The organism is Paenibacillus sp. NPDC055715 (genome assembly GCF_053617595.1).
In genome coordinates this window covers 654,079-678,555 of record NZ_JBSHGA010000001.1, presented here as the reverse complement: position 1 = coordinate 678,555, position 24,477 = coordinate 654,079, and the positions used below count along the sequence as shown (strand labels likewise).

Below are 24,477 nucleotides of genomic sequence, written 5' to 3'. Positions count from 1 at the left end.
TTGTGATTTCTGTACCTGCCAAGGTTCGATATCGCGATATATCGGGCAAACACGGGTGGTACCACGGAAGCTACAGCCTTTCGTCCCTCAGTAACAGCAAGTCTGTTCTAGGGATGAAAGGTTTTTTTGTTTTTACAAATGTCAGATGTATTTAAATATTGTAAAGGGGGATGACCAATGAGTGCACAAATTCCTGAAGTTCGGTCGACCGATGAATTACGTGAAAAGTGGATGAAACCTGAAGTGATTACAGGTTCGGAAATTTTGCTCCGTAGCCTGTTGCTGGAGGGAGTAGATTGTGTCTTCGGATACCCCGGTGGTGCAGTGCTCTACATTTATGATGCCATGTATGGCTTTGAGGATTTCAAGCATGTCCTCACCCGTCACGAGCAGGGAGCCATTCATGCGGCAGATGGTTACGCACGCGCCAGCGGTAAAGTCGGCGTCTGTATCGCGACTTCCGGACCTGGAGCAACCAATCTTGTAACCGGCATTGCGACGGCTTTTATGGATTCGGTGCCATTAGTGGTCATCACAGGCAACGTTATTTCCTCCCTGATCGGTACGGACGCTTTCCAGGAAGCCGATATTACGGGAATCACGATGCCAATTACGAAGCACAGCTATCTGGTAAGAGATGTGGAGGATCTGCCGCGAATCATTCATGAGGCGTTCCATATTGCCAACACGGGCCGCAAGGGTCCGGTGCTAATTGATATTCCAAAGGATATATCGGCAGCCCAAACGCTGTTTGTTCCGCAAACGGGACCTGTGACCATGCGAGGTTATAACCCGAAGGTATTGCCGAACAAAATTCAGCTAGACAAGCTGACTCAGGCTATTGCTGAAGCGGAACGCCCATTTATTCTGGCAGGTGGCGGGGTTGTATACTCCGGCGGAAATGAGGCACTTTACGAGTTTGTTCGCAAAACGGAAATTCCAATTACGACAACATTGCTGGGATTGGGCGGTTTCCCAAGTGGTCATGAACTGTGGACAGGAATGCCGGGGATGCACGGAACGTACACCTCCAATCAGGCGATTCAACAGTCGGATTTACTAATCTGTATCGGTGCCCGCTTTGATGACCGGGTGACAGGCAAGCTGGACGGCTTTGCTTCTCACGCCAAAATTGTCCATATTGATATCGATCCTGCTGAAATCGGTAAAAACGTACCGACAGACATTCCGATTGTAGGCGATGTGAAGACAGTACTGGAATTGCTGAATCAGGATGTGAAACGCGCGAATCGAGCGGATGCATGGAGAGCGCAAATTCAACAATGGAAAAATGAGAAGCCTTATTCTTATAAGGATTCGGATAAAGTTCTTAAGCCACAATGGGTTATCGAGCTACTGGATGAAACGACCAAAGGTGGCGCAATCGTAACGACGGACGTGGGTCAGCATCAAATGTGGGCAGCGCAGTATTATAAATTTAATCAGCCGCGCTCATGGGTAACATCCGGTGGGCTGGGTACAATGGGATTTGGTTTCCCTTCCGCGATTGGCGCTCAGATGGCGAGTCCTGACAGACTGGTTATCTCGATTAACGGAGACGGCGGCATGCAGATGTGTTCGCAGGAACTGGCCATTTGTGCAATCAATAACATCCCGGTCAAAATCGTAATCATCAACAATCAGGTCCTGGGGATGGTTCGGCAATGGCAGGAATTGATCTATGACAATCGCTATAGCCATATTGATCTGGCCGGAAGCCCGGATTTTGTGAAGCTGGCTGAGGCATACGGCGTAAAAGGACTGCGTGCTACGAATAAGGAAGAGGCACGTCGGGCTTGGCAGGAGGCGCTTGATACACCCGGACCGGTCGTTGTCGAGTTTGTGGTCAGCAAGGAAGAGAATGTATATCCGATGGTGACGCCAGGTTCGACGATTGATCAAATGCTGATGGGGGACGAGTAAAATGACGATTAAAAATACCATTGCTGTACTGGTAAATGATCATCCCGGCGTTTTGCAGCGTGTGTCCGGCCTGTTCGGTCGCCGTGGTTTTAACATTGAGAGCATTACCGTGGGTCAATCGGAGGAAGCTGGATTATCCCGTATGGTCATTGTGACCATAGGAGATAAGAACAATCTGGAGCAGATTGAAAAGCAGCTTTACAAACTGGTTGATGTAATCAAGGTTATTGATCTTAGCTCCAAGCCGATGGTTGCGCGGGAGTTGGCGATGATTAAGGTGAAGGCAGAACCACCTCAGCGGCCAGAAATTATGGGCGTCGTGGAAACGTTCAGAGCAGCTGTAGTTGATGTTGGAACGACGAGCTTGATTGTTCAGGTCATTGGCGAAACCGAAAAAATTGATGCCATGATCGAGTTATTGAAGCCTTACGGTATTCGTGAGCTGACCCGAACCGGGGTTACAGCCATGATACGTGGCAATGCTTAATACGGAGCTTTAACGAATTAACGCTTATAGCGCATTACATCAATAAAGAACCGCCCTCATAAGAGCGGGGACTCGAAGAGATTTTCAAGTTTTGGTAACGAGACATAGTCTCTTGGAGTACCCGCTCATTATGAAGGGTCCAATTAAAAGGAGGAAATTAACCATGGCAGTTACAACCTACTACGAAAAAGATGCAGAGCTCAGCGTATTGAAAGGAAAAACAGTTGCCGTTATCGGTTATGGTAGCCAAGGACATGCTCAAGCACAAAACTTGCGTGACAGTGGTCTGAATGTTGTTATCGGTTTGCGTGAAGGCAAATCAGCAGATGTTGCAAGAAACGATGGTTTTGAAGTTCTTAACGTGGCTGATGCAACAAGCCGTGCAGATGTGGTTCAAATTTTGTTGCCGGATGAAACACAAGCTTCTGTGTACAAAAATGAAATTGAACCTAACCTGAAAAAAGGTGCAGCTCTTTTGTTCTCCCATGGTTTCAACGTTCATTTCGGACAAATCGTTGCTCCTAAAGATAGCGATGTACTGCTGGTTGCTCCAAAATCCCCAGGACATATGGTACGTCGTACCTATGTAGAAGGGTTTGGCGTACCGGGTCTGATCGCAATCGAGCAGGATGCAACGGGTCAGGCGAAAGAAATCGGTCTTGCTTATGCAAAGGGTATTGGCTGTACACGTGCAGGCGTGATCGAAACCTCCTTCCGTGAAGAAACGGAAACGGATCTGTTCGGTGAGCAAGCGGTATTGTGTGGCGGAGTGAGCGCACTCGTAAAAGCGGGTTTTGAAACGTTGACTGAAGCAGGATATGCTCCTGAAATGGCTTACTTCGAATGCTTGCATGAGCTTAAGCTGATTGTTGACCTGATGTATGAAGGCGGATTGGCAACAATGCGTGATTCCATCAGTAATACAGCAGAATATGGCGACTATGTAACTGGACCACGTATCGTAACAGAAGATACGAAGAAAGCAATGAAAGACGTATTGACTGACATTCAACAAGGTAAATTTGCTCGTGACTTTATCCTTGAAAATCAATCCGGACGTGCATTCCTGACGGCTACTCGCCGTAATGAAGCTAACCATCCGATTGAAGTGGTGGGCGGACAATTGCGCGAAATGATGCACTGGATCAAAAAATAGATCTTTTTGTACAACGAGTTTGAAAACATGATTCATTTATAATGTAATCTTACAATGCGGCCCTGCTTATTGCGTGAGCCGCATTGTAATTTAATGCTTCTATCCTGAAGGAGGTGCGTTGCGTTGCGCAAAATATATATATTTGACACAACGTTGAGAGACGGAGAACAGTCACCTGGTGTGAACTTGAATACCCGTGAGAAAGTAGAGATTGCCTACCAGTTGGAGAAACTGGGAATTGACCGCATGGAAGCTGGCTTCCCGGCTGCTTCTCCGGGTGACTTGGCTGCTGTCAATGCAGTTGCCAAGGCTGTCAAAAATTCAACGGTTATTGGCCTTTCACGTGCGAGGGAACAGGATATTGATGCGGTCCGCGAGGCACTTAAGGGAGCTCAGGACCCATGTATCCATATCTTTTTGGCAACCTCTCCGATTCACCGTCAGCATAAGCTGCGGATGGAGAAGGCACAGGTATTGGAGACTGCCCGTTCAGCCATTCGTTACGGGTTAAAGTATTTGCCTAAGGTAGAGTTTTCCCTGGAGGATGCAGGTCGTACAGAGCTTGATTTTGTGGTGGAAATGGTCACCATGGCTGTACAGGAAGGTGCGTCTGTCGTCAATATTCCGGATACCGTGGGTTACTTGACACCTTATGAATACGGCAACATTTTCAAGCATGTTAAGGAGAATGTGGTTGATGTGGAAAAGATTCAATTGAGCGCACATTGCCACAACGACCTGGGAATGGCTACGGCCAATACACTGGCTGCGATCCTGAACGGGGCGGATCAGATTGAGGGTACCATTAACGGTATCGGTGAACGCGCCGGAAATACCGCTATTGAGGAAATCGCAATGGCGCTGGAGACGAGACAGGAATTTTTCCAGGCCAAAACATCTTTGCAACTGTCCGAGATTGCACGTACGAGCCGTCTGGTCAGCCGTCTGACGGGTATGGTCGTGCCGGGCAACAAGGCGATTGTTGGAGCGAATGCTTTTGCACATGAATCGGGTATTCACCAGGATGGCATGTTGAAGGAAAAAACGACCTACGAAATCATGACGCCGGAAAGTATTGGTCTGAAGGAAAGCAAGTTGGTACTGGGCAAGCATTCCGGTCGCCATGCCTTCCGTGAACGTTTGATCGAGCTGGGCTACGAATTGAGCGAAGAGGAGTTGAACCGCTCTTTCGGGCAGTTTAAGGATCTGGCTGATAGGAAGAAAGAAGTATCGGATGATGATATTCTGGCGTTGCTGGAAGAAAAACTGGCCGATTCACCGGAAGTCTTCAAGCTGGAAACGATTTTCGTAACCTATGGAAACGAGGCTACACCTTCCGCCAAGGTGCGTCTGGTTACCGACGAAGGTCAGGTTGTAGAGACGGAAGCTGAAGGGAACGGTTCGGTCGATGCGATTTACAATGCGATTGACCAAGCCAGCAGCGAGGCAGTCGTTCTTTCGGATTACTCGATCAAGTCTGTTACCCAAGGTAAGGATGCTCTGGGTGAAGTGCATGTCGTGTTGACTCAAAACGATCTGTCTGTACAGGGACGTGGGGTAAGCACTGACATTCTGGAAGCAAGTGCCCGTGCTTATGTGGATGCATTGAATGGCTTGATCGACAAGCGTAAAACCTATAGCAATCGTGTAGATTACAAGTCTTAATGTTTGCGAATCAAGCAATTTGGAGTTTACAGGATCGGGTATTTCCGATCCTGTTTTTGTTTTGTCGTACTACAGATTTTCAGCTTATAGGCTAAGCCTATTAATTGATAGATTCTATATCTTGGTCAAAGTCCTGCCATGTATGTTACAAAGAAGATATAAATAATACGCCCGTAAGGCTGTAAAACAAGAGGAGTGTACGTGATGGCAGACGTGAAAAAGATTGCGGTAATAGCTGGGGACGGAATCGGACCGGAAGTAGTCGCTGAGGCAGAGAAAATTTTGAAGCGTACGGAGGAAGTGTTTGGCCATTCATTTGAAACGGAGCATGCACTGTTTGGCGGAATTGCCATTGATAAGAAGGGTACACCATTGCCGCAAGAAACGCTGGCTGTCTGTCAATCTGCAGATGCCGTACTGTTGGGAGCCGTAGGTGGTCCCAAGTGGGATAACAATCCGAAGGAGCTTCGCCCTGAAACAGGGCTTCTGGGTATACGCAAAGCGCTGGGCCTGTTCTCCAATCTTCGTCCGGCTGTCGTCTTCGATTGTCTCAAGGACGCATCGACACTGAAACCTGAAGTGCTGGAAGGTACGGATCTGATCGTTGTGCGCGAGCTGACAGGTGGCATCTACTTCGGTGAGAAGTTCAGACGTGAAAGCCCGAAGGGTGAGGAAGCTGTCGATACATGCGCATATAATGTAACGGAAGTGGAGCGCATTGTTCGCCAATCTTTCGAAATTGCACAGAAGCGTCGCAAAAAACTTGCATCAGTCGACAAGGCGAATGTGCTGGAAACTTCCCGTTTGTGGCGCGAAGTGGTTAATCGGGTCGCCGTGGACTATCCGGATGTTGAGCTGGAGCATGTACTGGTTGATAACTGCGCAATGCAATTACTGCGTCGCCCGTCCAGCTTTGACGTCATCGTGACGGAAAATATGTTTGGCGATATCCTTAGTGACGAAGCGGCCATGCTGACTGGTTCCATCGGTATGTTATCCTCAGCTTCTCTCGGAGAAGGCAGCTTCGGTCTGTACGAGCCGGTCCACGGCTCGGCACCGGACATTGCGGGTCAAGGACTTGCCAATCCGATTGCAACGATCCTGTCCGTTGCTTTAATGTTCCGTATGACTTTCGGATATGAGAAAGCTGCTGATGCCATTGAGAAGGCGGTTGCTGAGGTACTGGATGCCGGACATCGCACAGCGGATATTGCGGTGGATAAATCCAAAGCCATCTCGACAACCCAAATGGGTGATCTGATCGCAGCGGCTATTCGATAAAAGCTTAGAGGCTTCCTTAAAACAAGGTAGCTGATTATACAGCAAATGCATGATACAGCAGCTCCTGAGCAATCAGGGGCTGCTGTTATATCCGGAAGTGTACAACCTGGTGAATGTGTATAAAGTGTGAATTTTCAAAAGCTAGTTTAAAATAATTCTAAAAAAGTAATGGTTACAATATTGACTTTGATTTCTGCGAATGATAACATTTATCAAGTAGGTTGTTTCAATACAATACAGATGATTGAGGAAAACACATTTGATGTTTTTCTTACATATTTTAAAAGGAGGATTTCATATTATGGCAGAAAGATTGGTAGGAAGACCCGCACCTGATTTTGCATTGGAAACAGTGACTGGGGACGGTCAAGAATTTGGTTCGGTGAAGCTTTCCGATTACCGTGGCAAATGGCTCGTATTCTTCTTCTATCCACTGGATTTCACTTTTGTGTGCCCAACAGAAATCACAGCATTGAGCGATGCTGCTGACCAATTTAAAGAGCTGGATACTGAAATTCTGGGTATCAGTGTAGACTCCGTACACAGCCACAAAGCATGGATCAACACAGCTAAAGAAAACAACGGATTGGGCAAACTGAACTTCCCGTTGGCTTCTGATATCACGAAAAAAACAGCAAGCGATTATGGCGTTCTGATCGAAGAAGAAGGAATTGCATTGCGCGGCTTGTTCATCATTGATCCTGAAGGCGAATTGAAATATCAAGTGGTTAACCACAACGACGTAGGTCGTAGTGTAGAAGAAACATTGCGTGTACTGCAAGCTTTGCAATCCGGCGGCTTGTGTGCAATGAACTGGAAACCAGGCGACAAAAACCTGTAATACAAGCTTCAGAAGAAGTTGAACATTAAACTTGCAAGCCCCCAACAAGCGGTTTTTTTACCGACATTGGGGGCTTGCTTGCCTATGTTATGCAGGGAAATATTTTATGATTATGCATGTTTGAAGTGAACAGTACCAGGGTGAAATAAGAAAATAATTGTGGAAATGTTACTGTGTTTTGGAGGAATTTCAACTGGTGAAAGCGAATAAGGTAACATAGAGGATAAACAAGGCAGAACAGGTTTTGTTCAGAGGAGGCTGAGCCCGGATGAGTTATTGCTGTGGAGCAAGCATGGTAGGAACCAAGGGAACGCTGAAGCATTACCGCACCCAAGTTCATAATGTTCCTTTGCTGTTTTGCCCGGTATGTCGTCGCATTGAGGTCCATTATAAAGTCGAGAATGAGTATGAAATTTTGGCGGAGTATGCACATGGAGACGGGGCAAGCGAGATTGATTTTCAGGACTACGTCATGGAAGATGATGATACGATATTTGAGAATTGTGTGAATCGGGAGAGTGAAGATGCGTTTGAAATTGTGAAGCGCCAAATTGACATGTCCCTGGATTTATTGATGGTAGCGAAACAGATGAACGATGAAAAATGGCAGGGAGAGCTCAAGAGAAGACTGGCTGTTATGAGCCAGAGACGCTCTCGGCTTCAGCATAATAAGAGCGGCAGTTGACACTCTACACACCAAAGAAGCTCTCACACCTGGAGAGCTTTTTTGGTGTGTAGGGCGCTTATTCCTAACTTATTATTTCTTTTTTTGGTAATGTTGCGCAGATATTATGACGAAAGAAAACAGGATAAAAATGTTAATTCGACACTTTTCCCGATTGACTGGAATCCTAAATCTTGTCTATCATAAAATTAGACTCTCAAGTTGGAAAGAGATGGTCGGAATTTTGTGAATCTGTTTTCTAACCGTTGAAGGTAGTCGATAGATGATGTCTTTCTCTTCTTCAATAATGTTAAGCGTCCGATACGGCCAGTTTATCATTCCGAAATAAGGGGGAAGCCTGGCATGATCAGTGAGTTCCAAGAAGCCTTGCTCGATACCGTGGGAGCTTGCCCTTCCACACAGATCGCCAATAACAAGTATGAAAATGTGCTGGAGAACCTGGATAGTGGTATTATGCTGTTTGATAGTGACGGGGTACTGACCTTTATTAACGTGCAAATGGCCAAACTGCTGGAACTGCCGCGTAGTTCGCTGGCAGGTCGCAACTTGATGCAAATTTTGAATCATCCCGAGTTAAGTCGATTTAAGAAAAAGAAAATTTTGCGGATATACAAAGAGACCATCTTTCATAGAAAACGACATCATGAATTGATTGATGAGTATGGTCGGCATTGGTTGATTACGGTGACCTACGGGGATCAGATGGATGGCGATTTTTTGTTCAGCGTCAAGGATGTGTCGGATTTTAAGCAAATTGAGCAGACGGCGTATCAAAATGACAAGCTCGCGATGTTAGGACGTATTTCCGCCTCGATTGCTCATGAAATCCGTAACCCGCTTACCGCCATCCGAGGCTTTATTCAATTGCTGCGGCCGCATCTGGTGGAGCTGGGAAGAGATGAGTATGCTCGTATAATTTTGGCAGAGATAGACCGCGCGAACGACATTATTTATGAGTTTCTGAATTCGTCCAAGCCTTCAGCTCCGCAAAAAACGGCTGTACCTGTGATGGGTCTACTGAAAGAGGTTGTGATGCTGACCGAAAGCGAGGCGCTGATGAAGGATTGCCAGATCGCACTGGATGAAAATAGTACGCTCATGAAGGTTTCCATTGATGTAAAGCAGATTAAGCAGGTCATTCTCAATATGATCAAAAATGCAATGGATGCCATCGAAGGTATCGGAGAGGACCGTGAGGGATGCATTGATATCCATACGGTGCTGGAAGGCTCGTATGTCCATATTTGCATTAAAGATAACGGTTTGGGAATGGATCACAATACATTGTCACGTCTATTTGATCCATTTTTTACAACGAAAGAAAGCGGTACCGGCTTAGGACTGGCAGTGAGCTATCGGATCATCAAAAATCACGGAGGCTTTATTCATGTAGACAGTACACATGGAAAGGGGACACAGTTTAAAATCACGCTTCCTGTAGTTTAGTGTTCTGGTACGTTCACAAAGGGGTGTAGTAGCTGCTGATTCTTTTGTGTTCTACAGCACTGGGGTATAGGTATCACTCATTTGAAAAAGACCGGATAGAGCGCAGATCTGAAAAGATGATGCGCTTTTTTGGTGCTGGAAGCTTATTTATTTGCGGCGCGTGCTTGAAAATGAAGAATTTTCACTGGTGTATTGGAATCATCCTCATCGCGGAATGGGTGCTGCGGAAAGCATGCCCGCAAAACAAGCGTTGGCAGAAGGTAGAGTACCATCTGATCCCTATATATGTAAATTTATCCATTCGTCTATTTCAGCAAAAAAAGCTGGTGGATGTGAGTCGGGGCACTTTGGCCTAAACGGGACTGAAACCGTGCTATCTGGAGCTGGAGATTACAGAGCGTAAGACCTTTGATAAGGATCGAGTCTTTGAGCAGCTAAAGAAATAAAGGCCATTGGCGTTGCAATCAGTATCGACGATTTTGGAACAGGCTATAGCTCGTTGCATTGCCTCTATGGTCTACCATTTTGAGGCTAAAGGTTACGGATGGTATGTAGTTTGCTTGCATTTTACAGGCAGGCAAGTTATACTAAATAACATCCTGATTCTGTTGGTTGACAACAGTTTAATAATGTCATACATAAGAATTGAGATATTTTAAAGTGCGGGTGTAGTTCAATGGTAGAACTTCAGCCTTCCAAGCTGATAGCGTGGGTTCGATTCCCATCACCCGCTTTGATTCTAAAAATGTTTGAAACCCTTGTGGCGCAAGGGTTTTTTCTTTACCCTTAATTAGTAAAACGAGAGAGCTATTTTTGTTTATGGGGCAGTTCATGGGGCAAATTTTCATTTGTTTGGATTGAACGTTTCTAATCGGTCTGCTGCTGCTCGACTAATAATGTCGGATGCGTGTGTATAGATGTCTGCTGTAGTTCCGATTTTGGTATGTCTTAATCGTTCTTGTATTGTCTTCAAGTCTGCCCCTGTTTCTCTCAGCAGCATACCAGCGGTATGACGTAAACCATGTAGTTTTACATGCGGAAGATTATGCTTTTTGAGAAACTTACGCCAGGTAACGGTAGGGGTTGTGGGGTAGTACATTATGCCCTGACCACTATGGAATACATATTGTTTGTCTTCACCTTTCCATTCTTTGCAGCGTGCTGCTTCTTTTTTCCACTCTTTTTCAAAATCATATAGCTGGTCCATATACCATTTTGGCATTGCAATCCACCCTTCACTTTCCTCAGTTTTAACCTCGCCTTCAATTTTCTCGCCTTCTTCGTTGAAGGTTATCTGTTTATCAATCCAAATCGCTTGGTTGTCATAGCTTACGTCAGGCCATTCTATAGCGAGCAGTTCGCCCCGTCTAAAGCCTCCAAGCATAGACCCGGTGAAATATAACCTCCATCTGTCAGGAAGGCTGTATAGGGCTGCTAGAAGCGTCCCAACCTCAGTAGTGCTGTACGACTTCTTCACGCTACGCATTGCCTTCTTTTCTTTCTTTCCCGCCTTTGGGCGTTGTACACCCTCAATGGGATTTTTAGTAATCACTTCCCATGTAAAAGCTGCGTCGAAAATGGACTTAGCCGCCTTGAAGATATTTAGCTTTGTATTTGTTGCATATTCCTTGCCGTCTTGACGCTTCAAATCTGCAAAAAACGTGACTAGTTGCAATGTGGTGATTTTTTCAATTCCCACGTTGCCAAACTCAGGCAGTAAGAAAGACTGGATGTACCACATGTTAGTTTTAAGAGTGTATTTCCCCATGTTTTTATCAGCGTATCCTTTTTTCCAGATTGGTACAAAATCCATGAATCTGACTTTCTCTGACTTCTTCGCGTGACCAGCTTCAACCTTTTCAGCCCATTTTGCTAATTCAAGTGTAAGCCACTGCTCTGTTTTCCTCTGTGATTTAACAATCTCTTTTGGTACTTCAACGGAAACGGACCTTTTGGATTTATTTACTTTCGATGGATCACGGGCAACTAATTTGTACTTGTTACCCCCTAAGTGTTCTGTCCAAGCCATGCAAAACAACCTTTCTTATTATTAGTTAAAATCATCTAAATTTGTATTTATCACCCCCTTAAAGGAACGTATGTTCTATTTATAGCCAAAAGAACTTATGGCGGCAAAATGTGTTATTAACCGCCCTGTTGTAATTTGTATGTATTTTGTATTTCTAGTCGTGTTGCTTACGTTTTGAATCCCAAAATAATCCGGTCATTATATCGTTTAATTTTCTTTTATCTTCCTCAGTCAACGGAACACCATCAAATAGAACATCTTCATTTCCCAGTAGTAATTCCTTGAGGTCTTTGTTGTCTTTATTTGTTGCCCATTCCGGTGCTTTTTGGTCGGTGAAAAATACAGAAAGATTTATTTCTAAAGCTCGGGCAAGTGATGTTAAAGTTTCAACGCTTGGATTATATCTGTCACGTTCTATATCTGCTATATACGATCTGGACATGTTAGCCTTTTTAGATAGTTCTAATTGGGTTATCTTTTTTTTCTTTCGTTCCCTTTTCAATATTTCACCGATATTCAAGTGGTTACTCTCCCTTTCAGGTCGGCTATACCGACTTTTTATTATATTATACTCACAGAAAGTCGGATATACAATGCTTTTAATGTCGTAAATACAAGTAAATTAAAGTAAAATGACGTGAATTAACGACATTATAGGTGTATTTCTCTTATATGCTCTTTTTTAGGCGTATTTAGACTTTTACAAAATGTCGTGAATACTGTACATTTTATTCAGGAGGTGACACACGATGATTAACAAAAAAGCCTTGGGGTCATTTATTCAAAAAGGTCGTAAGGCGAAGGGGCTTAGGCAAGATCAAGTTTCGGCAAAAACAAGTTTATCAAGAAATTATATTTCCGACATTGAGAATGGACGATATACACCAAGTGTTGAAGCGCTATCCCGGTTGGCTATTGTTTTGAAACTAGATTTAAACGTTATAAAAATGACGGAAATACAAGTAGGTGATGAATATGGAGACACTTAAACTTCTCGAATCTATCCGCTCAGACATTAAACAAAACTTGCGTGAAGAATTGCTGAATGAGTTGCAGCCCGAGATTCAACGGAGGTTGTATGCGAATATATTCGACATAACGGAAGCCAGTTTATACCTGAAAGTTTCGGATAGTACACTTCGCAGGATGATAAAGGATGAAGGAGTTCCTCACTTTCGTCAGCGGGGTAAATTGTTCTTCCGGCAGATTTCGCTTGATAAATGGACATCTGAGAAAGAGAAGAACTACAGGAAGGGGAAAACGGTATGACCCAACTGGTATTTATCCGTGAAGGACAAGCCGTAACGGACAGTTTGATGGTTGCAGAAGCTTTCGAAAAAGATCACGACAAAGTGATGCGTGATATTAGATTACTACCTTGCAGTAAAGAATTTTCACTCGCCAATTTTGGAGAGTCAACATATGTAAATGATCGAGGCCGGGAGTATCCGAAGTTCATTCTTACGGAGCAAGGATTCACGATGTTGGTAATGGGCTACAACGGACCAAGGGCAATGGAGTTCAAGGAGCGTTACATTACAGAGTTCCACCGAATGCGTGAGCAGCTACAGGCCGCAGCCGTGGACACGTCTCAGCTCAGTCCGATTCTACAGCTATTGATTCAGCAGGAGCAGCAACAGCAAGCAATTATCCAGCGTCAGGATGCGACGGACCAAAGGGTAGCCGTAATACAGGAAACAATCCTCCGGCGCGATTCAGATTGGAGAGCCAAGATAAACGGGATGCTCAACGGGGCGGCTAGGCGGTCAGGCGGGGTTTATAAGGATCTTCGGCGGCTCAGTTATGAAATGCTGGAGAGCCGAGCGCGTTGTGACTTGGATCGTCGCCTGCGTAACCTTCATGATCGGCTGAATGAGTCAGGCGCTACCAAAACCAAGATAGCTGAAACAAACCGTCTCGATGTTATTGAAGCCGATCCCAAATTAAAGGAGATTTATACCACGATTATCAAAGAATTGTCCGTAGGGACACTTTCCTGAAAGGAGTGTGAACGTGAATGAACTACGCACAACAACGGTTAAACGCGCTTGAAAATATGTACGATGCGCTGGCTAATAATCCAAGTTGGGTACATCCAAAAGTGTCTCAGGCTGCTTTTGGATGGATGCTTAAAGAGATTTTGGATTTGCGCGCTGTACTGGGTGAAGGAGGAAATACACGTTGGAAACACGCTTAATACCAGTCATAGAAGCTTCCGGCTTACGCAATTATCTGGAGACACCGGGAGCAACTTACTTCGAGGCCGCATACAACGTAAACAGCTTGCTTAGTGGTGCGGTAATTCTGGACAAAGAGAAGTTGGAGCTAACAGAAATGGAAGCTGCCATTTTGGAAAGACAGTCACAATGTAAAAGACTTAGGGAAGAAATGGGTGAACTAATTGCGTTGAGGTTAGATGCTCTAAATAATTTTCGTAGTCCACGTAAATACAGTAACAAATTGAATGAAATTAGTTGCGAGATATTCCGATTGGAGAGAGCAAATAAAAAAGACCTGCGCCAGTTGGGGCAAGTCTGGAAATAAATCGTGTTGGTAGCACGATTGCTTCACTAAACAATTATCGGAATTATAACACACATTTAATTTTTTTGGAAATAGGTGCTGCCGTGAATACAAGAGAGTTCAAGCAGTATGTTCGTGATATTCAGAAATACCGGGACACCGCAGAGGCATTAAGTGATGATTCTGCCGGGGCGTTGTTGCAAAAGGTTGCTTTGTTGACCAAGGCATTAACGTTAATCGGCAGGGTGTCTGCTTGGCTAAATGGTGAGTATAAGCGAGCAGAAGCCAAGCGGAAGAACACATTTACTCTTGTGAAGGCCAATGCCCCAAAAGGGGATAAGGTTTCTGCTGCGGAGCTGGCTATTATACCGCTTCGGGAAGCTGAGGCCAAAGCCTACGAGAGAATGCATCTATGGCGCAATGAATTTGATTCATTAAAAGAGCATATCCACGAATTGCGGTTACGACTGCGCGTGGATATGCACATAGGGGATGGTGACGGATGATTTACGGGTACAATCCTGCCCCAAAGCCTGCGTATAAGCGCGGCAAAAAGAAGCGGGGGAACCACACGGCTATAACTGCCGCTGTGCGGGATGAAGTGGATCGTCGGGCAGCGGAGCATACGGGTTACCTGATATGTGAGCGCTGCGGTGCGAGTCGTCCAGCATTGTGGTTTGAAAAAGCTCACCTGATTAATGCCAGTCAATACGGTAGTGGTGGAGAGCCATGGAATATAGCGAATCTGTGCGGCCCCCGTACAGAAACGGGCACATGTCACCAGTTCGCGGACGATACAGCGGCAGGCCGGATGTGGAAGCTTCAAAAGAGGGACGAGCTTATTGAATACTATTTCCGTGGCTCAGGCCGGGAATGGTGGAAAGGGGACTGATGCCGTGGCGCGGCCGTTAAAGGAGAGCCTGGATTACTTCCCGCTTGATATCGACTTTGACCAGGACGACAAACTGGTCGTGCCGATAGCTAAATATGGGATGCAGGGACTAGGGGTCATTATTAAGGTCATGATGAACATTTATCGCAACAGCTATTTTTACACTTGGGGAGAGCGTGAGCAGTTTTCGCTCTCAAGCAAGGTAAATGTAGACATTAACTTGGTAATAGACATCATTAATGAATGCATTAAATGGGATTTCTTCGATCAGAAAGTATATGAATCCCATAAGGTCCTTACTTCACGAGGATTTCAAAAGAGATATATTGAAGCTGCCAAACGGAGGAAGTCAATAGCATTCAGAGAAGAATGGGTGCTGATTGACCCCTCAGAGGAATGTAAAAAGGTAGCATATTCCATTTCTATAGTTAATGCTGACGGAAAACTAGTAAATGAATACATTAACCCGGATAAATGTAACTCAATGTATACAGGAAATACACAAAGTAAAGTAAAGGAAAGTAAAGAAGATAAAGAACTAAAAGATATACCTCCTGAACCGCCTCCGGCAGTTCCGGGTACTCCCCCTAAATCTTCATCCAATGGGAAGAAGGTGGACAAGTACGAACCCGACAACAGGTATTACAAAATGGCTGTGTATTTCAAAGACAACGTTGATGGCATGGCAAAAGGCGAAGGGATAGAGCATCTAACGGCCCGAAGCAATATGCAGAAATGGGCAGATGACTTCCGCAAGCTGGTCGAGCTGGACAAGCACACTGACACCCGACTTATACAGGACGTAATGGATTGGGTGGTCAAGGACAATTTTTGGTGCAGGAATGTACTGAGTGCAGAGAGCTTCCGCAAGCAGTTCGGGAAACTGGTATTGGCAATGCGTAAACCGGACCGTCAGCCCCGGCCTGCTGGTAGGAGCGATAAGCAGTCTATAGATATTGTTAAACCGCTAGAGGACGATGCTGGCGTTTCACAGGCCGAGGTGGACGAGCTTATGCGGCTTGCTGAACGTATGCAAGCAGGCAAAGGAGGCAACCAGCATTGACACCAACAGCATATATGGCAAAGCAGTCTGTTTCCCGGTTGCGTGAAATGAGTCATGACGAGCAAATGGACTATGACATTCGCGTGCAGGCGGAAGCTGAATTATTAAGACGGACGGGAGTTGGATCTAATGGGCAGAACGAGGCCGAAAAATAATTTGTACGTAGCTTGTGAGGAAATGGACTTTATATGGTCCATGGAAGACCTGGCGGAGTTTCGTGACATGTGGCGGCGCGGGTGCAGTGTGGAAGAGATACGTTCGTATTTTGGTCGGCAGAGCTGGCGCGAAGTAATCATTATTGCATTGGATCAATTGCATTGGGGATACATCAAGCCGCGTGCTGATGTGATGCTGATAGAGGGGGTAAGGGCGTGACGATATACGGCAATCGTGGAATGGGATTGGAAAACCTGATTGATTTTTCAAACCAGCGGTACGAGCGACTTAATGTGGCGCTGATCAGTAAGCGTCCTACGCCAGTCAAGGTAACAAAGACCAGCGGACACAGGGTTAAGGACGGATATTTCGAAAAATCCTCCACCGTGGATTATGACGGGGCGTACAGAGGTCGGGCAGTGGCGTTTGAAGCCAAGTCTATCAAAACCTTGTCACGCTTTCCGCTGGGAATGTTGGAGCGGCATCAATACGATTACTTGGAGAGGCACCACCGGATAGGCAAGGGTATAAGTTTTCTGTTGATTGAGTTTACTGCTTTTCGAGAAACGTACTTGCTGCCCTTTCAATCGCTGGCGTTCTTCTGGCGGGAGTACAAGGGAACCGGGCCGAAGTCGATAAGCAAGGACGACTTGAATATTTACGGTTACTTGGTCCCTGCCGGACGCGTCCCGGTAGATTATTTGAAAGCCGTCGATAAAATTTGGTTTGTTGATTAGGCCCCGGTTATGGACAGAGGCCGCAGCCCTCCACAGCCGTTAAACCAAACATATGTACTTATAAAATAAATATTTGGAGGTTAATTACATGTCGAATCGCGTGGAATTAAGTAAATTGATACAAGGTGGCGTGCAGGAAAAATTTAATAAAGAGTGGGAGCGGGTCATGAAAAATATTGATGATCCTAATACATCCGCAACGGCTGCACGCAGCATCACAATAACAGTAAATCTTAAACCGGATGCAAAGCGGAAAACCATTAATTCCACTGTTGCCACCAAGTCAACCATAGCTCCAGATAACCCATTGGATACTACCTTTATCATGGGTACCGACAACGCCGGGAATATTGTGGCGCAGGAGTTACTTTTCGGAGACGAGGAAGAACAGACTTTTTTTGATAATGAAGGCACTGTCCGCACTGGTACTGGAGAAGAGGTTGACCAAGGCACCGGGGAAATAAAGTCCGGTGCAGGCAATGTAGTTAACTTTAAATAATAAAAAATAAATTTTAGGAGGAATTATAAATGATTAAAGAAGCAATGCAATATATCGCGGGTTTGGCAAACAAGGAAATTAAAGAAGTTGGTGGACAAATGTTTTCCACCGGATCGTTGGAAGAGATTCAAGAGCCTACGTCTACAGCTTTAAAGGTTCGTAGTCTGTCGGCACTCGTTGACTACCTCACCAAGAACTATGACAAGCTGGAGCCTGTCATGATCCATGTCGTATCTGAAACGGAGGTCCAAGTCGTTAGCACCTTCAACCGGGACAAGCGACGCAATGTGTTGCTTCAAGCGTCCGCGCTGTTACCGTCCATTTCCTTCGAACGATTTATGGATGTGGAAAATTTCAATATCATGTTGCAATCCTGCTTTGTTCCGAATCCAGACAGCGCAGCCATTTTAAAACTGGTTGGAAATATCCAAGAGGAAACAGTCAGCGGTGTTACAGATGATGGGGTATCGCAGCAAGTGGTAGCTAAAAGCGGTGTCGCTAATGTGGAAAAGGTGAGGGTTCCGAATCCGGTTGCTTTGAAGCCATTCCGTACATTTATCGACATTGCACAGCCTGAATGCAGCTTTGTCTTTCGGATGAAAACAGGACCTAGCGCCGCGTTATTCGAGGCGGATGGGGGAGCGTGGAAGCTGCAAGCCATGGTGAGTATCAAGGAGCATTTGAATAGAGAATTGGCAAAAGAAATTGAATCCGGTTTTGTAACTATCATAGCTTAATACATCCTTGGGGCGGCTACGGCTGCCCCTCTACCAAGGGAGATATCACATATGCCGAATGCAAATGGTTGGCTTTCGAGAGACGAGGTAAAGCAGATCAATGTTCCCGTGCTGGTACCGGACAAGGACGCACAGCGTGGCAAATGGCACAATGGCGTGCCTCCGGCTGGAGGGGTATTGCTTACGCGGACGAGCTGCGTAACCATGAATTGCCCGGTGGCGGAAAACGAAACACCTGTAGCATACATGTACAATCCAAAACACCGATCCGAATACCGATATGCCCCTTTCTACTTCCGTACTAAAGAGCAGTTGAACGGCTTGGAGACGGTATGACGCAACTGGAATTTAACTTCGATGCCGCTGAGGTTGTACCGGAAACAACGGATTTACGAAAAGGGACGGAGGGGCAGCTATTAAACGGATGTTTTTACGAGCGAAGCACTGGGGAATTTGTATCCTATGTGCTGGGCCGTAGACAGTACGTGTTTAACATAGACAATCTTCAAAAGGACTGGATGGAGAAGACCGAGCGCGATCGTTGGATCGAATAGACCGCCCCCAAGGGCAGAGAGGACAGGCCCAGGGGATAAGAAGGAGGGAACAGCATGAATAAAACAGTTAACGTAACGTCCATTAGCGGCGGGAAAGACAGTACGGCAATGTGGATATACGGCATGTACGAGCTGGGCGACGACTTGTATCCAGTATTTGCAGATACGGGCCACGAGCACCCCGAGACATATAGATATCTGGACTATTTGGAGGCTCAGCTTGGACCGATCAAGCGGGTAAAAGCAGACTTTACCGCTCGGATCGAGAAGAAGCGGCAGTATGTACAGGAGCATTGGCCCCGCAAGCTTACGGCAGATGTACCGGGCCGTTGGTGGACAGATACGGAGGAGGCTGGTGAAGCTCCTGACTGGGAGCCAGAGGACAAGCTATCCGAGCATACCACTGGACAGTGGACTTGGTTACCTGCACAAAAAGGCATGACGGATAAAAAGGCAGCGGATGTGGTGAAGAGGGCTTTATCAGTGCTGTATCCAACAGGTATACCTTTTCTTGATTTATGCATCTGGAAAGGGCGGTTCCCAAGTACCAAAGCACGGTTCTGTACAGAATTTCTCAAGGTGCGAGTCATTGAGGAACAGGTATATGACCCGATCTTGGCGGAAGGATGGGACATTGTGAGTTGGCAGGGCGTTCGGGCCGATGAAAGTACAGCCCGCTCTAAACTGCCAGAACGGGAAGAAGGGGATGGATTTAGCATTTATCGACCCCTAATCCATTGGACAGCGGAAGATGTATTCGCGATGCACCGTAAACACGGAATTTATCCAAACCCTTTGTACAAGCTTGGTATGGGCCGAGTAGGTTGCATGCCCTGCATTAACTGCAATAAAGCAGAATTGTTCGAGATTGCGCGCCGCTTTACAAAAGAAATAGCGCGAGTGGCTGAGTGGGAACGAATCGTTAAGATGGCATCAAAGCATCAGGCCGCTACATTTTTTCCAACGGCCCGAAATATGCCAGAGGGCATTGACGGCTGGGTAGAGTGGTCCAAGACGGTTCGTGGTGGCAAACAGTACGATTTACTGAAAGCAATTGAGTTCGACAACGTGCCAGCTTGCTCCAGTGCCTATGGGCTGTGTGAGTGATGGAGCGTAAATTCCATCAATTCATTTGTCCCAGCTGCGGCAAGGAGGGTATAGAGCATCGACGGGTTGACCTCAAGCGGCAATGTCCATGGTCCATCGTAGCTTTTATGAAATGTAACTGCGGCAACCGCTGGAAGACATATATACGGGATCGGAGCAGGGAAACACCATTTGACATTATAGATGACGATTGATTAAGGGGGATACACCCCCTTACCTATAAAGGAGAGATTTACATGGATAGAAGATATATTTGCTGGTTGTCACGCCAGGGAGTAGTCGCCCTGAAAAAGGAAAAAGAACAAATAACATATGAAGAGCTTCCACGGGTCAGACAGTTGATAGTCTCCGAACCGGAATTAGAACGACGATACCAAGTAATCAAGCAAGTTTTTTTGAAACGCATTCTTAGAATCAACCAGATGCTCCACTATAACCAAAATGTATCTGCTAATGAACAGTTGACAGATCAACAAGTAAGGGACCTTATTGGACAAACAGGCAGCACCACAAAACGAATTAAGGTGATTGACGCTAAGAAAGGGAAGCATGGAGTTGATGTGCGTGTATCCGACAATATGGGCGAGACTTACTGGACAGGTCTGGAAGATATTGATTTGGATGAATAGAGATCTTCTGTCTCTTACCCTATACCCCTATATAAGGAGCGATAGCAGTATGAAAATTGAATGGGAAATGTCTATCGGCTACCCTGGCGCCCGTCGAGAGGGAGAAGTCGAAATAGATGATAAAGAGTTGGCAGGACTGAGCCGGGATCAGATTAATACAAAAATAGATGAGGCTATATGGGAGGATGCCGTGCAGTATGTGGATGCCTACCCAACCAATACGGCAGATATTGCTGAGCAGATCGACAAGTTGATTGGAGGCGGTAAAGGTGAGTGAACGGATTAGAGAAATCAAAGAAAGATTCGAATTCAATTTAAAAATAGCAGAATCAATAGGAGCAATGGGCGCTGAATACGAAGATATTCCATACCTTTTGGAGCAGATGGCAGAGAGGGACCGGACAATAACGGCTAAGGATGATCTACTGGATGCATACCATAATGAGGTTGAGGTAAAGCAGCGGACAATAGCCCGGCTCACAGGCGATCTTGAAGACGCTAATATAATGAACAAGCGAATGGAGACGGCCCTTGAAGCTATCATTGAAAACAGCGATGATCCAGAATCAGTGGAATGCGCTCAGGATGTAATTGACATGAAAAATTCACCGCTGATTCAAACGGGGGATAGAGTGGTTGTTACACTGACTGGGTTGGAAGGAAGAATTTCAGCCATCCAGTATGTCCATGATCGGTTCCAATTCAAAAATATCAGCGGTTGGCAGTACGGAATTTCTGGCCTTAAAAAGCTGGCAAGGGAGTAATCCACCAATACAGCCTATACAGGGTGTCGGTCACACGGCATCTATCATATCGTTCATTTGCACGTAATGATGAAAGGAGCAAGGATATGTTAATGAAAGAAGCACTTATAAAAGCAATAGAACAGGGCGGGGTAAAGTGCCAGCCATTAAACGGCAATCTGCTGGAGATTAACAAGTCCGCTGATCGAAAAAAAGGATTCATTAAGGTTGCTGTATCTGATTTTAGGGCCGAATCTTTAGCCCGGAAATGGGATGCTCCGGTTGGGGTGTTGATGTTCATTGATCCTAAAGTGTGGAGTGATGTTACAAGGGAGGGATGATATTGCCTAAATTCAAAAAGAAAGTTAGATTACCTGGTCCTCCAGCATTGAATATAAACCGGATACGCTTTGAACTTAAATTAGGTGGTAATTCATATTGGCAAGAAGTAGCGGGGCAACTGGTGGATGAAATAGACCGGATGAAAACTATCATGAAAGAATCTTCTTCTGCTTTATCCGAGACAATTAGGTTGTCAGACGAGCTAATAGAGGATCATAAAGCCACGGCGAGGATGTGGCATGACCGATATCAAGAAATGGTACGTAAATATGAAGGATGAACACAACAAAGCCCCCGCATCCTTGGCAGGGCGCACGGGGGCATGTTGAACAAAACTCTCATACTCATTATATCACATGAGGGGTTGAGAGGATGCAGGCAGTTTCAATACAAGCTGTGGACGAAGAAGCAACAAAGGACGCTGTGGAAAAATATTTGCTTCAAGCCCGTGAGTACAAGGTAACGGAGTACATCCCTGCTGAGGCATCGGTAACGGCTTCGTATTCTGATATGCCACGTAGTTACACGGGTCAAACGAGCGATCAAACAGCGAATCTTGCTATTCGGAATGTGGATGAGCCAGAACGCCGTAGAAGACATATAGAACGAGCAGAACGGGCCATAAATAGATTGGGTACTAAACAGCAAAGATTAATCCGCTTCCGATATATGGAGGATGATTATGTACTTGATTATGATGCAGCAGAAGAGTTGGGTTACAGTACCAGACATTACCGCCGCATTAAATCTATGGCTATTCATCGCCTTGCTGGGATACTTGGATTGGTGGTGTTGTGCGATGAATAACAAAATGTCCGCTTTATGTCCGCTTTGTGTCCGCTCTATGACCGATCCTTGGACTTTTGCCGTGTTATATTTGTATCATCAAAGATTTGGTGATCAGGAAACTTTTCCTTAACTGGGCGAAGGGCGTATGAGCATAAGAGGTCGGGCAGCATAACAAACAAGGGTGGAGTTGATAAAATATATCACTCCACCCTTGTTCTATGTTTGATGATTTCAGTCTTTTTTCTTGGTACCGCTTTTTATTACAAAAAACAACGATGATAAGAAAAATAGAGCCTGTGAAGTTTTAACCATCAACATGATTCCTTCGTTGGAATCTTTTATATCAAACAGAATATCAGCTATGGATACCAAACCTGTAGTAATAAGTATAATCAATGCGAGTATGTACACGTTTAGTCCTCCTTTTGTTCGGTTTTACAGCAGGAAGAAGACAACAGCTCTGGATGCGGGTTCGGCTAACCACCAAGGCAATCCAACATATTTTAAGCCATAAGCAATACCATCCTCTGCTGTGCCTGAGAAATCTACCATGATATCCAAAGCTTGCATTAATACTTGATAGCCAAGATAATATTTCAAAGTTTCTTTTGCGCCGTCGGACAAAAATGGTATCTTATCTACATAAATTTTTATCTGTTCATTATAAGCACGTGATCCAATATTCTTGAGTTTGGAGATTAATTTCAGTGCAACTTCTTTTGCGGCCTTTGTTCTCCAACCTTGTGTGCTTACTTCTCCAGATGACTTATCGACCAGACCAAGATTAGTACCTACAGTTTTGAAAAGGTCGTCATAATCAACTTGTCTTAATTCTTGTTCTGTTCTTTCATCAACAATTCCATTTTCCAAGTCTATCTTAGTCTCCGAAGCTATAGAAGATTCTACGTTGTTGGTAGCTTGAGCATTGGCGAAAGCAGGAAGTGTAAACGATGACAACAAAAGAGCTGATAATGAGGCGATACCTAATTGCTTGAACTTTTGCATAAAATCAATCCTCTCTTCATATATTTGGTATTTTACATCAATATACTACCATGAGTTATATAGTTTTGTAAAATAGAGGGATATAGTGGATTGTTTTTCCTTTAAGAATAGCTATTTATAGCGTTTAAATAATAGTGACTGTTTGTTGAATGATTTATGACCGAATGATGGCCGTTCGTTAGACTTTTTATGTGGTAAATTTGTATCATGGAAAATCAAATAAGGAACACACCGGAGCTTTCGAGGCTCGGTGATCAGGTCGGCCAATGTGCTGGCCTTTTTGATTTTTCAATAAACCATATATTGTAATACTTACCCGGCTTATGCCGGGCTTGTGGTGCATACAGGACTATGGGCGGTTCGATTCCGCTGTGCGCCATTACTATACGGAGGAACACGCATGATTAAATCAACCAAGCGTCCGCCGCCTGTGCCTGCTGTATCACCTCTCCAGCCCGATCAATGCAAAGGATGTGTATGGGGTAACTGGACAGGAACAAAGCAGACATGCATGTGGGCGGACTGTAGAAAGGGGAAGTAGGTGCGATATGAAAATACTCAAGTGGCTTGTACAACTGACAGCAGCCCGCTCAGAGTCTCCACGCAACCGAAAGGAGCGCCGTAGTGATAAGTCAATTCATAGATGACATGATACACATGACAGAGGGAGAACGGCTAATTGCATATTGGCCCTTATGGGTCGTGATAGCAATCATATGTGTCATAGTATCCGTAGTTGTTCATCGTAAATAAGAAGGTTACGGGAGGGGGCGACCATATGAAGAGTAGACCCAGCTTGTTCAACCGCGCAACCATCTACAGTTGGTATATGAAGGGCGTTGTAATAAAGAGCTATTCTCAAGCGATTATAGGCATTCATATACCCGGAGTTAACCAGCAGGACAGGATCATTGTGAACCTGACTCTGTTGGATAGGCTTCGCGGCATCAAGATACAGGACAAGGTATGGAAAGTGTTTGAGAAGTGGGAAGGCATCTGCCGTAAGAAGAACGCTGAACTGGAATACTTTCATGATTTAGGTCAGAAGGCATTCGGAAAGATTAATTTGTAAATTATTTTAAATTTGGGTCCTTCCCAGGCCGGGGGTACCATGCGGGTACGAATGACCCCGGAATTTGGCTATTTTTTATTAAAAAAATTCACTGTGCATTGTGCATTTTGGGGGTG

General features: G+C 45.2%; 36 protein-coding genes and 1 tRNA gene. 33 read left to right on the top strand and 4 right to left on the bottom strand.

Translation table 11 applies throughout. The annotated features are described in order from the left end of the window. Positions 1-177 precede the first annotated feature (177 nt). The 10 genes from ilvB (at position 178) to ACWGOO_RS03295 (ending at position 10,217) form a co-directional block, all read left to right on the top strand. A complete protein-coding gene (ilvB, locus tag ACWGOO_RS03340; protein ID WP_452481425.1) occupies positions 178-1,923 on the top strand; it encodes a biosynthetic-type acetolactate synthase large subunit in 1,746 nt (581 codons plus the stop codon). Position 1,924: 1 nt separating this feature from the next. Then, positions 1,925-2,410, top strand: a complete 486-nt coding sequence (gene ilvN / locus ACWGOO_RS03335; protein ID WP_452481424.1) for an acetolactate synthase small subunit — start codon at positions 1,925-1,927, stop codon at positions 2,408-2,410. Between the two features lie 163 nt (positions 2,411-2,573). Continuing rightward, the gene (gene ilvC / locus ACWGOO_RS03330) at positions 2,574-3,566 is read left to right on the top strand and encodes a ketol-acid reductoisomerase (RefSeq protein ID WP_014280566.1); all 993 of its coding nucleotides are present in this window, start codon (positions 2,574-2,576) and stop codon (positions 3,564-3,566) included. Positions 3,567-3,689: 123 nt separating this feature from the next. Continuing rightward, complete coding sequence (locus ACWGOO_RS03325; protein ID WP_452481423.1) at positions 3,690-5,231, top strand: 2-isopropylmalate synthase; 1,542 nt, start codon at positions 3,690-3,692, stop codon at positions 5,229-5,231. A 204-nt stretch (positions 5,232-5,435) separates the two neighbouring features. After that, positions 5,436-6,512: a 3-isopropylmalate dehydrogenase gene (gene leuB / locus ACWGOO_RS03320; RefSeq protein ID WP_452481422.1), complete on the top strand. Its 1,077-nt coding sequence runs from the start codon at positions 5,436-5,438 to the stop codon at positions 6,510-6,512. A 301-nt stretch (positions 6,513-6,813) separates the two neighbouring features. Further along, positions 6,814-7,353 (top strand): peroxiredoxin, encoded by a 540-nt coding sequence (locus ACWGOO_RS03315; RefSeq protein ID WP_354452010.1) that lies wholly within the window; start codon positions 6,814-6,816, stop codon positions 7,351-7,353. Positions 7,354-7,621: 268 nt separating this feature from the next. Next, positions 7,622-8,038 (top strand): hypothetical protein, encoded by a 417-nt coding sequence (locus ACWGOO_RS03310; RefSeq protein ID WP_007429530.1) that lies wholly within the window; start codon positions 7,622-7,624, stop codon positions 8,036-8,038. A 342-nt stretch (positions 8,039-8,380) separates the two neighbouring features. Next, on the top strand, positions 8,381-9,484 hold the full coding sequence (locus ACWGOO_RS03305) for an ATP-binding protein (RefSeq protein WP_452481421.1): 1,104 nt from the start codon (positions 8,381-8,383) through the stop codon (positions 9,482-9,484). Positions 9,485-9,654: 170 nt separating this feature from the next. Beyond that, complete coding sequence (locus ACWGOO_RS03300; protein ID WP_452481420.1) at positions 9,655-9,840, top strand: hypothetical protein; 186 nt, start codon at positions 9,655-9,657, stop codon at positions 9,838-9,840. A 306-nt stretch (positions 9,841-10,146) separates the two neighbouring features. Continuing rightward, positions 10,147-10,217: transfer RNA gene (locus ACWGOO_RS03295), tRNA-Gly, on the top strand. Between the two features lie 111 nt (positions 10,218-10,328). Here the strand turns inward: ACWGOO_RS03295 and ACWGOO_RS03290 are convergent. Together ACWGOO_RS03290 and ACWGOO_RS03285 are read right to left on the bottom strand one after the other, a co-directional pair. Continuing rightward, positions 10,329-11,513: a tyrosine-type recombinase/integrase gene (locus ACWGOO_RS03290; RefSeq protein ID WP_452481419.1), complete on the bottom strand. Its 1,185-nt coding sequence runs from the start codon at positions 11,511-11,513 to the stop codon at positions 10,329-10,331. A gap of 154 nt (positions 11,514-11,667) precedes the next feature. Continuing rightward, a complete protein-coding gene (locus ACWGOO_RS03285; RefSeq protein WP_452481418.1) occupies positions 11,668-12,033 on the bottom strand; it encodes a helix-turn-helix domain-containing protein in 366 nt (121 codons plus the stop codon). 229 nt (positions 12,034-12,262) lie between these two features. On the opposite strand from ACWGOO_RS03285, the gene ACWGOO_RS03280 reads away from it, so the two are divergent. From ACWGOO_RS03280 to ACWGOO_RS03175, 22 genes are all read left to right on the top strand, one after another. Further along, entirely contained in the window at positions 12,263-12,502 is a 240-nt protein-coding gene (locus ACWGOO_RS03280) for a helix-turn-helix domain-containing protein (RefSeq protein ID WP_452481417.1), read from the top strand. Next, the gene (locus ACWGOO_RS03275) at positions 12,489-12,782 is read left to right on the top strand and encodes a helix-turn-helix domain-containing protein (protein ID WP_452481416.1); all 294 of its coding nucleotides are present in this window, start codon (positions 12,489-12,491) and stop codon (positions 12,780-12,782) included. Before ACWGOO_RS03280 ends, ACWGOO_RS03275 begins: the two co-directional genes overlap by 14 nt. Beyond that, the gene (locus ACWGOO_RS03270) at positions 12,779-13,513 is read left to right on the top strand and encodes a Rha family transcriptional regulator (RefSeq protein ID WP_452481415.1); all 735 of its coding nucleotides are present in this window, start codon (positions 12,779-12,781) and stop codon (positions 13,511-13,513) included. The genes ACWGOO_RS03275 and ACWGOO_RS03270 overlap by 4 nt, the downstream gene beginning before the upstream one ends. A 17-nt stretch (positions 13,514-13,530) precedes the next feature. Then, complete coding sequence (locus ACWGOO_RS03265) at positions 13,531-13,710, top strand: hypothetical protein (protein WP_452481414.1); 180 nt, start codon at positions 13,531-13,533, stop codon at positions 13,708-13,710. Beyond that, the gene (locus tag ACWGOO_RS03260; RefSeq protein ID WP_452481413.1) at positions 13,695-14,057 is read left to right on the top strand and encodes a hypothetical protein; all 363 of its coding nucleotides are present in this window, start codon (positions 13,695-13,697) and stop codon (positions 14,055-14,057) included. Before ACWGOO_RS03265 ends, ACWGOO_RS03260 begins: the two co-directional genes overlap by 16 nt. An 83-nt stretch (positions 14,058-14,140) precedes the next feature. Beyond that, the gene (locus ACWGOO_RS03255; RefSeq protein ID WP_452481412.1) at positions 14,141-14,542 is read left to right on the top strand and encodes a hypothetical protein; all 402 of its coding nucleotides are present in this window, start codon (positions 14,141-14,143) and stop codon (positions 14,540-14,542) included. Then, positions 14,539-14,928, top strand: coding sequence for a hypothetical protein (locus ACWGOO_RS03250; protein ID WP_452481411.1), 390 nt, complete (start codon positions 14,539-14,541; stop codon positions 14,926-14,928). The genes ACWGOO_RS03255 and ACWGOO_RS03250 overlap by 4 nt, the downstream gene beginning before the upstream one ends. Then, positions 14,879-15,991, top strand: a complete 1,113-nt coding sequence (locus tag ACWGOO_RS03245; RefSeq protein WP_452481410.1) for a DUF4373 domain-containing protein — start codon at positions 14,879-14,881, stop codon at positions 15,989-15,991. Before ACWGOO_RS03250 ends, ACWGOO_RS03245 begins: the two co-directional genes overlap by 50 nt. After that, positions 15,988-16,146: a hypothetical protein gene (locus ACWGOO_RS03240; protein ID WP_452481409.1), complete on the top strand. Its 159-nt coding sequence runs from the start codon at positions 15,988-15,990 to the stop codon at positions 16,144-16,146. Before ACWGOO_RS03245 ends, ACWGOO_RS03240 begins: the two co-directional genes overlap by 4 nt. Beyond that, a complete protein-coding gene (locus ACWGOO_RS03235; RefSeq protein WP_452481408.1) occupies positions 16,121-16,366 on the top strand; it encodes a hypothetical protein in 246 nt (81 codons plus the stop codon). Before ACWGOO_RS03240 ends, ACWGOO_RS03235 begins: the two co-directional genes overlap by 26 nt. Next, on the top strand, positions 16,363-16,884 hold the full coding sequence (locus ACWGOO_RS03230) for a Holliday junction resolvase RecU (protein ID WP_452481407.1): 522 nt from the start codon (positions 16,363-16,365) through the stop codon (positions 16,882-16,884). Before ACWGOO_RS03235 ends, ACWGOO_RS03230 begins: the two co-directional genes overlap by 4 nt. Before the next feature lie 88 nt (positions 16,885-16,972). Continuing rightward, complete coding sequence (locus ACWGOO_RS03225) at positions 16,973-17,383, top strand: replication terminator protein (RefSeq protein WP_452481406.1); 411 nt, start codon at positions 16,973-16,975, stop codon at positions 17,381-17,383. Between the two features lie 29 nt (positions 17,384-17,412). After that, entirely contained in the window at positions 17,413-18,120 is a 708-nt protein-coding gene (locus ACWGOO_RS03220; protein WP_452481405.1) for a hypothetical protein, read from the top strand. A gap of 51 nt (positions 18,121-18,171) precedes the next feature. Then, complete coding sequence (locus tag ACWGOO_RS03215) at positions 18,172-18,456, top strand: hypothetical protein (protein ID WP_452481404.1); 285 nt, start codon at positions 18,172-18,174, stop codon at positions 18,454-18,456. Next, positions 18,453-18,674: a hypothetical protein gene (locus tag ACWGOO_RS03210; RefSeq protein ID WP_452481403.1), complete on the top strand. Its 222-nt coding sequence runs from the start codon at positions 18,453-18,455 to the stop codon at positions 18,672-18,674. Before ACWGOO_RS03215 ends, ACWGOO_RS03210 begins: the two co-directional genes overlap by 4 nt. 54 nt (positions 18,675-18,728) lie before the next feature. Continuing rightward, a complete protein-coding gene (locus tag ACWGOO_RS03205) occupies positions 18,729-19,781 on the top strand; it encodes a phosphoadenosine phosphosulfate reductase domain-containing protein (RefSeq protein WP_452481402.1) in 1,053 nt (350 codons plus the stop codon). Positions 19,782-20,017: 236 nt separating this feature from the next. Next, positions 20,018-20,410 carry a hypothetical protein gene (locus tag ACWGOO_RS03200; protein WP_452481401.1) on the top strand — a complete coding sequence of 131 codons (393 nt, stop codon included), beginning with the start codon at positions 20,018-20,020 and terminating at the stop codon, positions 20,408-20,410. 49 nt (positions 20,411-20,459) lie between these two features. Next, a complete protein-coding gene (locus tag ACWGOO_RS03195) occupies positions 20,460-20,687 on the top strand; it encodes a DUF7167 family protein (RefSeq protein ID WP_452481400.1) in 228 nt (75 codons plus the stop codon). Next, positions 20,680-21,174 (top strand): hypothetical protein, encoded by a 495-nt coding sequence (locus ACWGOO_RS03190; protein WP_452481399.1) that lies wholly within the window; start codon positions 20,680-20,682, stop codon positions 21,172-21,174. The genes ACWGOO_RS03195 and ACWGOO_RS03190 overlap by 8 nt, the downstream gene beginning before the upstream one ends. Positions 21,175-21,260: 86 nt before the next feature. Beyond that, on the top strand, positions 21,261-21,494 hold the full coding sequence (locus ACWGOO_RS03185; protein WP_452481398.1) for a hypothetical protein: 234 nt from the start codon (positions 21,261-21,263) through the stop codon (positions 21,492-21,494). A gap of 2 nt (positions 21,495-21,496) precedes the next feature. Then, positions 21,497-21,775: a hypothetical protein gene (locus ACWGOO_RS03180; RefSeq protein ID WP_452481397.1), complete on the top strand. Its 279-nt coding sequence runs from the start codon at positions 21,497-21,499 to the stop codon at positions 21,773-21,775. Between the two features lie 92 nt (positions 21,776-21,867). Beyond that, positions 21,868-22,302 carry an ArpU family phage packaging/lysis transcriptional regulator gene (locus ACWGOO_RS03175; protein WP_452481396.1) on the top strand — a complete coding sequence of 145 codons (435 nt, stop codon included), beginning with the start codon at positions 21,868-21,870 and terminating at the stop codon, positions 22,300-22,302. Positions 22,303-22,515: 213 nt separating this feature from the next. Here the strand turns inward: ACWGOO_RS03175 and ACWGOO_RS03170 are convergent, their stop codons facing one another. Next, complete coding sequence (locus ACWGOO_RS03170) at positions 22,516-22,695, bottom strand: hypothetical protein (protein WP_452481395.1); 180 nt, start codon at positions 22,693-22,695, stop codon at positions 22,516-22,518. 24 nt (positions 22,696-22,719) lie between these two features. Continuing rightward, entirely contained in the window at positions 22,720-23,289 is a 570-nt protein-coding gene (locus tag ACWGOO_RS03165; RefSeq protein ID WP_452481394.1) for a hypothetical protein, read from the bottom strand. Between the two features lie 778 nt (positions 23,290-24,067). Between ACWGOO_RS03165 and ACWGOO_RS03160 the strand changes: the two genes are divergently transcribed. Continuing rightward, complete coding sequence (locus ACWGOO_RS03160; RefSeq protein ID WP_452481393.1) at positions 24,068-24,361, top strand: hypothetical protein; 294 nt, start codon at positions 24,068-24,070, stop codon at positions 24,359-24,361. Positions 24,362-24,477 lie beyond the last annotated feature (116 nt).

Coding starts and splice junctions, on each gene's coding strand:
- ilvB (WP_452481425.1), top strand. CDS start 178: ATGAGTGCACAAATTCCTGAAGTTCGGTCGACCGATGAATTACGTGAA.
- ilvN (WP_452481424.1), top strand. CDS start 1,925: ATGACGATTAAAAATACCATTGCTGTACTGGTAAATGATCATCCCGGC.
- ilvC (WP_014280566.1), top strand. CDS start 2,574: ATGGCAGTTACAACCTACTACGAAAAAGATGCAGAGCTCAGCGTATTG.
- leuB (WP_452481422.1), top strand. CDS start 5,436: ATGGCAGACGTGAAAAAGATTGCGGTAATAGCTGGGGACGGAATCGGA.
- ACWGOO_RS03315 (WP_354452010.1), top strand. CDS start 6,814: ATGGCAGAAAGATTGGTAGGAAGACCCGCACCTGATTTTGCATTGGAA.
- ACWGOO_RS03310 (WP_007429530.1), top strand. CDS start 7,622: ATGAGTTATTGCTGTGGAGCAAGCATGGTAGGAACCAAGGGAACGCTG.
- ACWGOO_RS03305 (WP_452481421.1), top strand. CDS start 8,381: ATGATCAGTGAGTTCCAAGAAGCCTTGCTCGATACCGTGGGAGCTTGC.
- ACWGOO_RS03300 (WP_452481420.1), top strand. CDS start 9,655: ATGAAGAATTTTCACTGGTGTATTGGAATCATCCTCATCGCGGAATGG.
- ACWGOO_RS03290 (WP_452481419.1), bottom strand. CDS start 11,513: ATGGCTTGGACAGAACACTTAGGGGGTAACAAGTACAAATTAGTTGCC.
- ACWGOO_RS03280 (WP_452481417.1), top strand. CDS start 12,263: ATGATTAACAAAAAAGCCTTGGGGTCATTTATTCAAAAAGGTCGTAAG.
- ACWGOO_RS03275 (WP_452481416.1), top strand. CDS start 12,489: ATGGAGACACTTAAACTTCTCGAATCTATCCGCTCAGACATTAAACAA.
- ACWGOO_RS03270 (WP_452481415.1), top strand. CDS start 12,779: ATGACCCAACTGGTATTTATCCGTGAAGGACAAGCCGTAACGGACAGT.
- ACWGOO_RS03265 (WP_452481414.1), top strand. CDS start 13,531: ATGAACTACGCACAACAACGGTTAAACGCGCTTGAAAATATGTACGAT.
- ACWGOO_RS03250 (WP_452481411.1), top strand. CDS start 14,539: ATGATTTACGGGTACAATCCTGCCCCAAAGCCTGCGTATAAGCGCGGC.
- ACWGOO_RS03235 (WP_452481408.1), top strand. CDS start 16,121: ATGGGCAGAACGAGGCCGAAAAATAATTTGTACGTAGCTTGTGAGGAA.
- ACWGOO_RS03225 (WP_452481406.1), top strand. CDS start 16,973: ATGTCGAATCGCGTGGAATTAAGTAAATTGATACAAGGTGGCGTGCAG.
- ACWGOO_RS03220 (WP_452481405.1), top strand. CDS start 17,413: ATGATTAAAGAAGCAATGCAATATATCGCGGGTTTGGCAAACAAGGAA.
- ACWGOO_RS03215 (WP_452481404.1), top strand. CDS start 18,172: ATGCCGAATGCAAATGGTTGGCTTTCGAGAGACGAGGTAAAGCAGATC.
- ACWGOO_RS03210 (WP_452481403.1), top strand. CDS start 18,453: ATGACGCAACTGGAATTTAACTTCGATGCCGCTGAGGTTGTACCGGAA.
- ACWGOO_RS03205 (WP_452481402.1), top strand. CDS start 18,729: ATGAATAAAACAGTTAACGTAACGTCCATTAGCGGCGGGAAAGACAGT.
- ACWGOO_RS03200 (WP_452481401.1), top strand. CDS start 20,018: ATGGATAGAAGATATATTTGCTGGTTGTCACGCCAGGGAGTAGTCGCC.
- ACWGOO_RS03195 (WP_452481400.1), top strand. CDS start 20,460: ATGAAAATTGAATGGGAAATGTCTATCGGCTACCCTGGCGCCCGTCGA.
- ACWGOO_RS03185 (WP_452481398.1), top strand. CDS start 21,261: ATGTTAATGAAAGAAGCACTTATAAAAGCAATAGAACAGGGCGGGGTA.
- ACWGOO_RS03175 (WP_452481396.1), top strand. CDS start 21,868: ATGCAGGCAGTTTCAATACAAGCTGTGGACGAAGAAGCAACAAAGGAC.
- ACWGOO_RS03165 (WP_452481394.1), bottom strand. CDS start 23,289: ATGCAAAAGTTCAAGCAATTAGGTATCGCCTCATTATCAGCTCTTTTG.
- ACWGOO_RS03160 (WP_452481393.1), top strand. CDS start 24,068: ATGAAGAGTAGACCCAGCTTGTTCAACCGCGCAACCATCTACAGTTGG.